The 9855-nt window shown below is 71.6% G+C and carries 10 protein-coding genes; 2 read left to right on the plus strand and 8 right to left on the minus strand.

Annotated features, from left to right (window positions below; all coding sequences use genetic code 11):
• Positions 1-5: 5 nt before the first annotated feature.
• Together ACZ5ON_RS04735 and ACZ5ON_RS04740 are read right to left on the minus strand one after the other, a co-directional pair.
• Positions 6-932, minus strand: a complete 927-nt coding sequence (locus ACZ5ON_RS04735; protein WP_465585521.1) for a hypothetical protein — start codon at positions 930-932, stop codon at positions 6-8.
• A 116-nt stretch (positions 933-1048) separates the two neighbouring features.
• On the minus strand, positions 1049-1204 hold the full coding sequence (locus ACZ5ON_RS04740; RefSeq protein ID WP_465585524.1) for a hypothetical protein: 156 nt from the start codon (positions 1202-1204) through the stop codon (positions 1049-1051).
• 239 nt (positions 1205-1443) lie between these two features.
• Between ACZ5ON_RS04740 and ACZ5ON_RS04745 the strand changes: the two genes are divergently transcribed.
• Positions 1444-2799: a tetratricopeptide repeat protein gene (locus ACZ5ON_RS04745; protein ID WP_465585525.1), complete on the plus strand. Its 1356-nt coding sequence runs from the start codon at positions 1444-1446 to the stop codon at positions 2797-2799.
• A gap of 50 nt (positions 2800-2849) precedes the next feature.
• Here the strand turns inward: ACZ5ON_RS04745 and ACZ5ON_RS04750 are convergent, their stop codons facing one another.
• Positions 2850-3095 (minus strand): winged helix-turn-helix domain-containing protein, encoded by a 246-nt coding sequence (locus ACZ5ON_RS04750; protein WP_465585528.1) that lies wholly within the window; start codon positions 3093-3095, stop codon positions 2850-2852.
• A 327-nt stretch (positions 3096-3422) separates the two neighbouring features.
• Here ACZ5ON_RS04750 and ACZ5ON_RS04755 point away from each other — a divergent pair, with 327 nt between their 5' ends.
• Positions 3423-3590, plus strand: a complete 168-nt coding sequence (locus ACZ5ON_RS04755; protein ID WP_465585531.1) for a hypothetical protein — start codon at positions 3423-3425, stop codon at positions 3588-3590.
• Between the two features lie 278 nt (positions 3591-3868).
• On the opposite strand, the gene ACZ5ON_RS04760 is transcribed toward ACZ5ON_RS04755, so the two are convergent.
• The 5 genes from ACZ5ON_RS04760 to ACZ5ON_RS04780 all read right to left on the minus strand — a co-directional run bounded on the left by ACZ5ON_RS04760 (position 3869) and on the right by ACZ5ON_RS04780 (position 9455).
• Entirely contained in the window at positions 3869-4207 is a 339-nt protein-coding gene (locus ACZ5ON_RS04760) for a VOC family protein (protein WP_465585534.1), read from the minus strand.
• Positions 4208-4328: 121 nt separating this feature from the next.
• Positions 4329-5279, minus strand: a complete 951-nt coding sequence (locus ACZ5ON_RS04765) for a cytochrome c oxidase assembly protein (RefSeq protein WP_465585536.1) — start codon at positions 5277-5279, stop codon at positions 4329-4331.
• Positions 5280-5553: 274 nt separating this feature from the next.
• Positions 5554-7269, minus strand: a complete 1716-nt coding sequence (locus tag ACZ5ON_RS04770) for a hypothetical protein (RefSeq protein ID WP_465585540.1) — start codon at positions 7267-7269, stop codon at positions 5554-5556.
• Positions 7266-8000, minus strand: coding sequence for an ABC transporter ATP-binding protein (locus ACZ5ON_RS04775; RefSeq protein ID WP_465585542.1), 735 nt, complete (start codon positions 7998-8000; stop codon positions 7266-7268). Before ACZ5ON_RS04775 ends, ACZ5ON_RS04770 begins: the two co-directional genes overlap by 4 nt.
• A 429-nt stretch (positions 8001-8429) precedes the next feature.
• Entirely contained in the window at positions 8430-9455 is a 1026-nt protein-coding gene (locus ACZ5ON_RS04780) for a 6-phosphofructokinase (RefSeq protein WP_465585544.1), read from the minus strand.
• Positions 9456-9855: the final 400 nt, after the last annotated feature.

A 9855-nucleotide genomic window follows, 5' to 3' on the forward strand; every position in this document is an offset into this window, starting at 1 on the left:
TGGCACTACAGCCGGTCGGTCTGCTGGCGCAGGTCGGCCAGCAGCTCGACCCCGTGCGGGGAGAAGTGCGCAGTCAGAAGTTCGAGTTCGCGCATGAGGTAGCGGACGGCGGGCAGGCCCTCGTCGTACGCGGCTTGGAAGCATGCGCGTTCGTTGGCGGTCAGGTCGTCGTGGTCCAGTTCGGTGCGGCGGAACCTCAGCAACTGGTTGTAGACACAGGTCGCGTGGAAGGCCCGGTCCACCTCCCAGAACTGGTTGCGCGCGACACCCTGACCAGCTCGCCACCTGATCTCGATCTTCGGGGAGTCCTGGGACGAGTACCCGTCAGCGAAGACCTGGTGCTGGAGGACGTGGAAGCTGATCGACTGGTGCGTCCCCTCGTGCAGCAGGTTCTCCGCCAGGAATCGCGGGGACGGCTCCGGACTGACCGTGTTCGGCGGGATGTGGTGCCGGGCCTTGTCGGAAAACACGATGATGTACGGGAGCGCTGGGTCGCTGGAGCTGGTCAGCGAAGAAGCGCGGATGCCGGGCTTGAGACCGACCCACAGCAACCCACGGACGAATTCACGCACGCGATCGAATCCCTCGGGGTGGACCAGCGACAGGCGGTCCAGCGCCCCGGCCAGCGCCGCGCGGCGGTCGTCGGTGTGCTCGGCGATCTCGTAGTTCGTCAGGTTGATCTCGTTGGCGATCTCGGCGGGAAGCCCGGCGTCGAACCAGTCGAAGTTGGCTCCGGCCACGGTCACGTTCTCGCTGCGCAGGGAGCGGGCGTGCTGCGCGTAGGGGGTGCCGGACTTGATGAGGCGTTCCATCAGGGCGAACGGCAGGGCGCTTTCAGCGCCCTCCTCACGCAGGCGGAGCAGTTCCGGGTCCTTCCGGCCGAGGTCGAAGAAGGAGCCGGCCGGGACGCGGGTGGCGATGGTGGTGTTCACTGCGGACTCTCCTTGCTTGGGGCTGTGTGGCGATGCCGCGCGGCGGGTCGGCTCGGATGGCCACCCGGGCCGACCCGCCATGCCGTCAACTAACTGGCATCAGTGAGGACTTGCTGTCAGACCTCGGTGGCCAGCGGCGCGAAGTCGCCGTCCGGCACCGAGTGGTCCAGGCGCCGCGTCAGGGACTCGACGCCCTCCGGCGCGAAGTCGCCGTCCGGCACCGAGTGGTCCAGGCGCCGCGTCAGGTCGCTGACCTTGATGTTGTCGGGCATAGCCCTGCTCCTTCCATGGGAACTGCTGCGGATTGGTGCGCCTCCCCGAGGCCCGGGGAGGGTCTGCGGACCGCTGGCGGGTTTACCGCGTGGCTTGCGGCAGGTGTCGCCGCTGCCGCGTCAGTCGGGAACCCCTGGCCTGTCGGTGCAATCAGTGAACAGCCAGTCACGCTCCGGGGGTACGGTGTGAGGACACCGATCCCGTTCAACCCGTTCAAGATCGCAATTAGGGGCGACAGTTGACGGACACTAAGGCACCAAACGAGGCACTGGCCCGTGCCATCGCGGAGGCCGGATGCACGTACCAGGCGCTGGCGACGACAGTGCGTGTGGTCGCCTTCGAGGCGGGGGAGCACCTGGCAACGGCGCCCTCGGCCATCGCTCACTGGGTGGCCGGCGGCACCCCCACGGGGCGCACGCCGCAGTACCTCGCCGAGGCCCTGACTCGGAGGACGCGTCGCAAGGTGACCGTGGCGGAGATCGGATTAGGGTCGGAGGCGATCGGGGAGGTTATGAGTGCCGACCCGCTGGCCACCGCCGCCGACCTCGGGAGAGCCGTGATGCAGTCCCGCCGTGACTTCCTCGCCAGTGCGTTCGCCACCGCCGCTGTAGCGCTGCCGCTGACTTACGATCACCAAGCGGTCGCCGCCACCCTGCGGGCGGGAAGGACCGGCGGCCGGGTGGGCGTCGGCGAAGTGGCCACCGTCCGGCACATCACCAGCGTGTTCACTGCCGCTGACGAGCGTCTTGGCGGTGGGCACGGGCTGAGTGCGGTGACCACCTACCTGACTGACACGGTGGTGCCGATGCTCCAAGCCGTGTATCCCTCCGAGGCGATTCGCCGGAGCGCCTACGGCGTGGCGGCCGAACTGTCGTACCTCGCCGCGTGGAAGTATCACGACCTCGGCCGGGAGGGCGCCGCACAGCGGTACTACCTTCTCGGCTACCAACTCGCCTGCGAGAGCGATCCGACAGGACACGGAGCCTGGATGATGCGTGCCCTCGCCCATCAGGCCCTCAACCTTAAGCAGCCGGAGTTCTGCGTCGAACTGGCGGAGGAGTCCCTACGGCGAGCGCGCGGGAAGGTGGACCCGCAGACCGAGGCCCTGTTGCTGATCACGAGCGCCAGGGCGTACGGGGCCACTGGGGACGGACAGAAGGCCGCAGCGGCGCTTCTCGCGGCCGAGGACGCCATGCTCAACACTGCGACGCCCCCGGCGTCCTTTACGGCGGCCACCGGGCCGGTAGCGGCGACCGTCGCGTCTCACACCGCAAAGACTCTGGCTGAGCTGAAAGACCACCAGGCGGCCGAACGCCACCACCGAGCCGCCCTCGCGGGTCGTGACCCCGAGGCGTTCCGGCGCATTCACGCCCTGACGCTCGGGAACCTGGCCCGGTCAGTCGCCGCCCAGCGCCGCCACGACGAAGCTGTGGGGATCTGGGGTCAGTCCCTGGATTTCATGGATGGCGTCGTCTCGGACCGGCACAAGAAGGACCTTCACAAGGTCCGTACCACGATGGCGAGTTGGGCCCGGCGTGGCATTCCCGGCGCCGCAGACCTCGGGCAGCGCGCCGCCGAACTCGTCCGAGCCTGACCCGCGCCCCTCTGGCCCCGTCCTGCTGGTGAACTCCGGTGGGGCGGGGCCTAGTTGCTGCTGCGCTCGCTCAGGTGAGTGACGAAGCTCCCCATGCCGGTACGGGTGACCACCAAGCGGTCAGCCCGAAGGGCGGCAACCGCCTTGCGAACCGTTTTGCGGTCCACGCCGAATTCCTCGGTCAACTCGACCTCGGACAGCTTGTCGTCCGGGCGTAGCTCGCCGGTTGCGATTCGCTCCGTGACGACCTCGGCAATCTGTTCCCACTTCGAGCGGGCGGGGCTGAACTCAAACACCCCCCGACCGTAGTCCGGAAGGCCAGCCAGGCATAGCCAGGGATAACCATGGACAGGTATGGACAGGCTCGCTACCGTCGCAACGAAAGAACCCCCGGAAGCCGATTAAGGCCCGGCCGCCGGGGGTGTAACCGCCGACAGCCCGAGGAGCTGCCAGCAATGCGAAACCTTATCCTTTCCGCCCTACTTCGTGCCCTCCGCCTTGTCCTTCCAGCACGAGGCCAGCACCGGGCCACACTCGCCCCCACGCCGCCCGCTCCGGCACCCGTACCCGAGCCCCCTTGCCCCACTCGGCGCGAACCGTGGACGGCACCGGAAAGCCTGTTCATGGGCCCGCTGGTCCGCCCGTACATCGACCACAGCGCATGGCTCGCCGAGCTGAACGAGATGCAGCGACAGCGTGAACGGCGTGAAGCACTCCGCGCGGTCGTGCTGGGGCTCCCCGATCCCGGATACACCTACCCGGGCGCGCACGCCCTCGGGGAGGTGGCGTGATGGCCAAGCCCTACATCAGGGAGCAGCCGGACGGCACCCGCAGGGGCAACACGCGGGGCCTGCTGAGGTGCGAGCGGCAGGGGTGGCAAATCCTCGCCGGAGACCGCTACACGGTCCGCCATGACCCCCGCACGCCGCACGACTGCCGACCATGGACTGACGGAGTAACGCGATTCGGGTCGCGTGACTGCTGGGCGGTCCCGCACCACCGCCAGACAGCAAAACGCCCCGCTCGGCCAAGTGCCGTGCGGGGCTCTGTCGTTGGTGCTGACCTGCGGCTATGCTGCACAGAACTGGTAGTCACGTGTGTTGGGGTCCGCCAGGACGTCCCACTCGATGTCGCCGCCGCGCTCGCGGATCAGCGTGGCCCCGAGGGCGAGGAGTTCGGCGGTGTCGCCGAAGACGTCCAGGTGCATGCGGTTCTTGACGGCCTTGGGCTCCGTGACCGGGTTGACCCAGATCAGCGGGCCCGCGCCGGCCGGATCCTCGATCGGGACGGAGTCGGAGGGCTGGTGGCTGCAGGGGCGGCGGACGTAGCCGATGGCGGTGCACCACCAGTCGGCGAGCGCCTGGTGGTCGTTGGCGCCCAGGCACAGATCCTTGAAGCGGGCGGTCATGACGGCGAACCTCCGAAGAGCTGATCATCGGTCAGGGCAAGAGTGCAGTACCTCCTGGAACGAGACGAAACCCCGCCCCTGGCAGCGGTTTCCAGGGACGGGGCTTCGGATGTGGGCCGGCTCAGCCGGCGTCGGCGGCCGGCTTGGCGCCGCGCTTCTCCAGCGAAGCGAGGTAGGCGTTGTAGGCGGCCAGCTCGGCGTCGCCGTCGCGGTCGGCGGCCCGGTCGCGGCGGCGTGCCTGCCGCTCCTCGGACTTGGCCCACTGCAGGGTCAGCGCGATCAGCACGATCGCGGTCGGGATCTCACCGAAGGCCCAGGTGATGCCGCCCGCGAGCTTCTGGTCGGAGAGCAGGTCGGTGCCGGCCGGGGCGCCCTCGGCGGTGAAGGTGGTCACCAGCGGGTGGCCGGCCATCATCACCGCCACGCCGAAGAAGGCGTGGAACGGCATCCCCATGAACAGCTCGATGATCCGAATCACGAAGCCGGGGCGGTGCGGCCCCGGGTCCACGCCCATGATCGGCCAGAAGAAGAACATCCCGACCGCCAGGAAGTGCAGCATCATCGCGATGTGCCCGAGCTGGTACTGCATCAGGTAGTCGAAGAGCGGGGTGAAGTACAGGCCGTAGAGGCTGGCGATGAACATCGGGATGGTGAACGCCGGGTGCGAGACCACTTGGATGTACCGGCTGTGCAGCAGTGCCACCAGCAGTTCGCGCGGCCCCCGCCCGCTGCCCTTGCGGGCCGGGCGCAGCGAGCGGAGCGCCAGCGTGATCGGCCCGCCCAGCAGCAGCAGGATGGGGGAGAGCATGGAGAGCACCATGTGCTGGATCATGTGTGCGCTGAACAGCACCATGCCGTAGTCGTTCAGCCCGGTGTTGGTGACCAGCAGGATGGAGCCGATGCCGGCCGTCCATGCGGCGGTGCGGCCGATCGGCCAGCGGTCCCCGCGCCGGGCCAGCCGGACCACGCCGGCGACGTACAGCGCGATCGCCAGCAGCCCGCCGATCAGGAAGGGCCAGTCCGGCGACCAGCTCAGCACGTTGTCGAGGTTGAACGGCCCCGGCGTGCCCATGCCACCGTGGTGATGGTGCATCCCTGCCATGCCGTCGCCCATCGGCGCGTCCCGCTTTCCCTCGTTCGTCCGGCCGTGCCGGCCTGATCGAGGTCCGGTTCGTCCGATTTCTTCGGCCTCTAGCCTAGGCGGGCCTTACGCCCCGCCCGCAGTCGACCCCCGTCCGGGTGGTCCGGGCTACCTCCCGGGTGGTCCGGACCGCCGATCGGGGACGATCGCCCGCAGGAGGGTGCGCCCACCTGGCGCGGGCGCACCCCGGAAGCCGCTCAGCCGCTCAGCCGCCGGCCGGGCGCGCCTGCCCGGGCAGCGCCCGGGCCCGGCCCCAGGCCCAGCGCAGCAGTCCCGCCGCCAGGACCAGTGCCCACAGCACCGCGATGCCGACCTGGGACGGAGCCGTGCCGCGCAGCGCCGTCGCGAACGGCACGGTCAGCACCAGCACCGCCACCGCCGGGCCGGCCGCGTACCAGGCCGCGAACACCGCCGGGCCCGTCCCGCCGCCGGCCCCCTGCTTGGGCGAGTACATGAGGTCCTGGCGGATGGCGCCGCGGCAGGCGTTCACCAGCCCGGCCCCGACCAGGGCCGGCGCCACGGCGGGCGCCAGCCAGACCGCCGCTGTGCCACCGGACAGGAGCAGTACCAGCGAGCAGGCCAGCCCCAGCAGGACGCCGAGCAGCGTCGGCACGACCGCGTGCCGCAGCATCAGCCCGGACACGGGGTACGGGGACCAGGAGGCCCGGCGGATGTCGTCCGTCTCGACCCGGGCGGGTTCGAGCAGCTGGGCGATGGCGAGGTAACCGAAGACCAGGGCCGCCGCCGTGGCCGCCAGGGAGGGTACGCCGCGCAGCCCGTGAGCGAGTACGGCGCACAGCAGCGCCGGCACCGTGAGCACCACGGTACGGCCCAGCCGGGCGGGGGAGCGCAGCAGAGCGAGGGCATCCCGCCAGGGGACCACCAGCCAGGGGCGGCGCGGCACGGGCAGCCGGACCCGAAGCCGCCGGCTGCCGCCCGAGGCCTCGGTCACCGCCAGCCGTGCGGCGCGCAGCTCGACCGTCCGCAGCGCGGCCAGCACCCCGGCCGCGGCCCGGGCCCGCTCCCGCAGCCGGTGCAGCGGTACGGTCGCGGCGGCCCGGTCGGCGAGCACCAGGCAGGCCACCGTGGGTACGACCAGCAGCCCGGCGGCCACCCAGGCGCCGGGTACCGCGGCCCGGGTCGGCGCCAGCGCGGCGATTCCGGCCCAGCCCCACGGACCCGACCAGAGCTCCACCCGCTCCAGCCAGCCGACCCGGTGACCGGCGGCGGCCAGCGCGCTCTGCGTGCCGAGCGCCACCACCAGCACCGTCGCGTACGGAGTGAGCCGCCGCGCCCAGCGCGCCGCCCGGTCGCTGCGCTCCACCAGCAGCCCGGCGCAGGTGGCCAGCAGCGGCAGGCAGGCCCCGCCGACCAGGCACCAGCCGAGCGCGGCGGGCAGGGGCACCCGGGCGGTCAGCCCCAGCGCGACCGTGCCCCCGCAGGCCGTCACCAGTCCCGGGAAGAGGGCCAGGGCGCAGGACAGCCAGAACCACGGCCGGAGCACCGGGCGGGGGCGGACCGGGTGGGCGAGCAGCCAGTCGGCCGTCGCCCGGGGCGGGACGACGGGCCCCCGCCAGAGCCCGTCGCGGACCAGCAGTAGGACGGTGGCGAGCCCGACCGCGGCGATGCCGCTGGGCATGGCGGCGAGCAGGGCGGGGCCGTGGGCGGTGTAGTCGGTGCCCATCGAGGCCTGGATGAACATGCCGAGGCTGGGGATGGCGCCCCAGACGACCAGGACCAGCAGCACGCAGTAGAGCGCGTAGCCGATCTGGCCGGCCCGGCGGCGGCGGTGCGGCGCACGCATCTCGCGCAGCAGCGCCAGCGTCTCGTCGGTCCAGTCGTCGTCGGCGGTCCCCTCGGCGGGGGTGTCGTACGCCGGTTCGTCGAGCGGCTCCACCACGGCCAGGTCGGAGCCGCTCACCGGGCGCTCGCCGAGTCCGAGCCGAGGCTCTCCAGGACCTTGCCGGGCGGGCCCTGGGAGACGATCCGGCCGTCCTCGAGCACCACCACCCGGTCGGCGATCTCCCGCGCGAGGTCGGTGTGGTGGGTGACCAGCAGTACCGCCACGCCGTCCGCGAGCTCGGCCCGCAACAGTTCGGCGAGCCGCCGGCGGGCCTCCGGGTCCAGCCGCTGCTCCGGCTCGTCCAGCAGCAGCAGGTCGCGCGGCCGGACCAGGGCGCAGGCCAGTAGCAGCGCCTGCATCTGGCCGGAGGAGAGTGCCGAGGGCAGGGCGTCGGCCCGCTCGGTGAGCAGTCGGTCAGCCAGTACCTGCTCCACCCACTCCCGGGCGTCGGCCACCCCGTGGGCGGCCGCGACCAGCAGCAGGTGCTCGCGCACCGTGAGGTCCGGGTAGCAGGCGACCGTGTCGCCGACCATGGCGACCCGGGCCCGGATCCGGGGATCGTTCTCGTCCATCGCGAGCCCGTCGAAGCGGACCGTGCCCTTGGTCGGCAGGTCGCGCCCGGCCGCGATCCGCAGCAGGGTGGACTTGCCCGAGCCGTTGTGGCCGAGCAGCGCGACGCATTCGCCGGCCGCCAGCGCCAGGTCGACGGGGTGCAGTACCTCCCGCTCGCCGTAGGAGCGGCGCACTCCGGTCAGTTGGAGCAGCGGCTTTTGCGCCCGGGCGCGCGGTTCAGCGGGGATCTCGGCCATGGGGGGCGCAGCCTTTCGACGTGGACGTCCGATCACACTATCGGCCGTCCGTCCGCCGCCCGGAGGCCCACCTCGCCTCGGGACGGCTCCGGAACCGTCCGGCCGTCCGTGTTCCGCCGTCGAGACACGACCGGGACCGGTTCCGACGCATGACCGTGACCGCTGCCCGCACCCGTGCGGGCCCGCTCAGCGGCGGTGCACCAGCAGGCTCTGCGCGGAGCGGGCGACCGGGCCGTGCTCGTCGAGGAGCGTGGCGCATCGTGTGCGGGCAGCCTAGCAGGCGCCGATCACCTGTCCGCCGTCTAGCCGGACAGCTGATGGCCCGTCAATCCGCCCTTGGATGTGCCGAATTGCGCGCGCGGTCACGGTGACGGCCGGCCACCCTCTCCGTCTCGGGAGGGCGGCCGGCCGTCTCGGCTGTCGCACGGGTCAGATGACGGTCTCGGCCTCGATGTAGCGGTGGGCCGGGACGGTCTTCAGCTCGGCGACCGCGTCGGCCAGCGGGACCAGCCTGATCTCGGTGCCCTGCAGCGCGGTGATGTGCCCGAAGGCGCCCTTGTGCGCGGCCTCGACGGCGTGCCAGCCGAAGCGGGTTGCGAGCACCCGGTCGTACGCGGTCGGGGTGCCGCCGCGCTGGGTGTGGCCGAGGATCACCGGGCGGGCCTCCTTGCCCAGGCGGTGCTCCAGCTCGCGGGAGAGCTGGGTGGCGATGCCGGTGAAGCGCTCGTGGCCGTAGATGTCCTTGGAGCCCTCCTCCCAGTGCATGGTGCCGGGCTCGGGCTTGGCGCCCTCGGCGCAGACCACGATGGCGAACTTCTTCTGCCGGTCGAAGCGTTCGCGCACCACCTCGGTCAGCCTGTCGATGTGGAACGGGCGCTCCGGGACCACGATGGCATGCGCACCGGCGGCCATGCCGGCGTTGAGCGCGATCCAGCCGGTGTGGCGGCCCATCACCTCGACCACCATGACGCGCTGGTGCGACTCGGCGGTGGTCTTCAGCCGGTCCAGCGCCTCGGTGGCGACCGAGACGGCGGTGTCGAAGCCGAAGGTGACGTCGGTGCAGGCGATGTCGTTGTCGATGGTCTTCGGCACGCCGACCACGGGCAGGCCGGCGTCGCTCATCAGCTTGGCGGCCTTCAGGGTGCCCTCGCCGCCGATCGGGATGATCGCGTCGATGCCGAGGTCGCGGCAGTACCGCTTGGCGCGTTCCACGCCGTCCCGCAGGTGGCTCGGCTGGACCCGCGAGGAGCCCAGGATGGTGCCGCCCTGGGCGAGGATGCCGCCCACCGAGTCGAGGGTCAGCGGGCGGTGGACTCCTTCGAGCAGTCCGCGCCAGCCGTCCTGGAAGCCGATGATCTCGTCGCCGTGATCGACCACCCCCCGATGGACCACGGAACGGATCACGGCGTTCAGGCCGGGGCAGTCACCGCCGCTGGTGAGCACTCCAATACGCATTGCTTTGCAACTCCCCTGGGGGCATCTCCCAGCCGCCAGGCTGGGGGAAGAACCGGACGGCCGGACTACCACCCGAATCGGACACAATCGGTCGAATCGGGTTAGAGGGCAGCATACGGTTCCTGCGTCCGGCCGGGCAGGCGCCGATGCGGGAGCGGCGCCGTCGGCGCACCCGCGGAGAACTGCGCTGGGCACCGAGGAGGGTTGCGCCCAGAAGACTGTATGAAGAGCCGAACAGCGGGGGCTCGATGTCGTACGGCTGCATTGTCGTACATATGGCGGCGGGGGGGGGGGGGGGGGGGGGGGGGGGGGGGGGGGGGGGGGGGGGGAGGGAGGAGGGGGGGGGGGGGGGGGGGGGGGGGGGGGGGGGGGGGGGGGGGGGGGGGGGGGGGGGGGACGT

The sequence above is a fragment of the Kitasatospora sp. NPDC032150 genome (assembly GCF_055579945.1).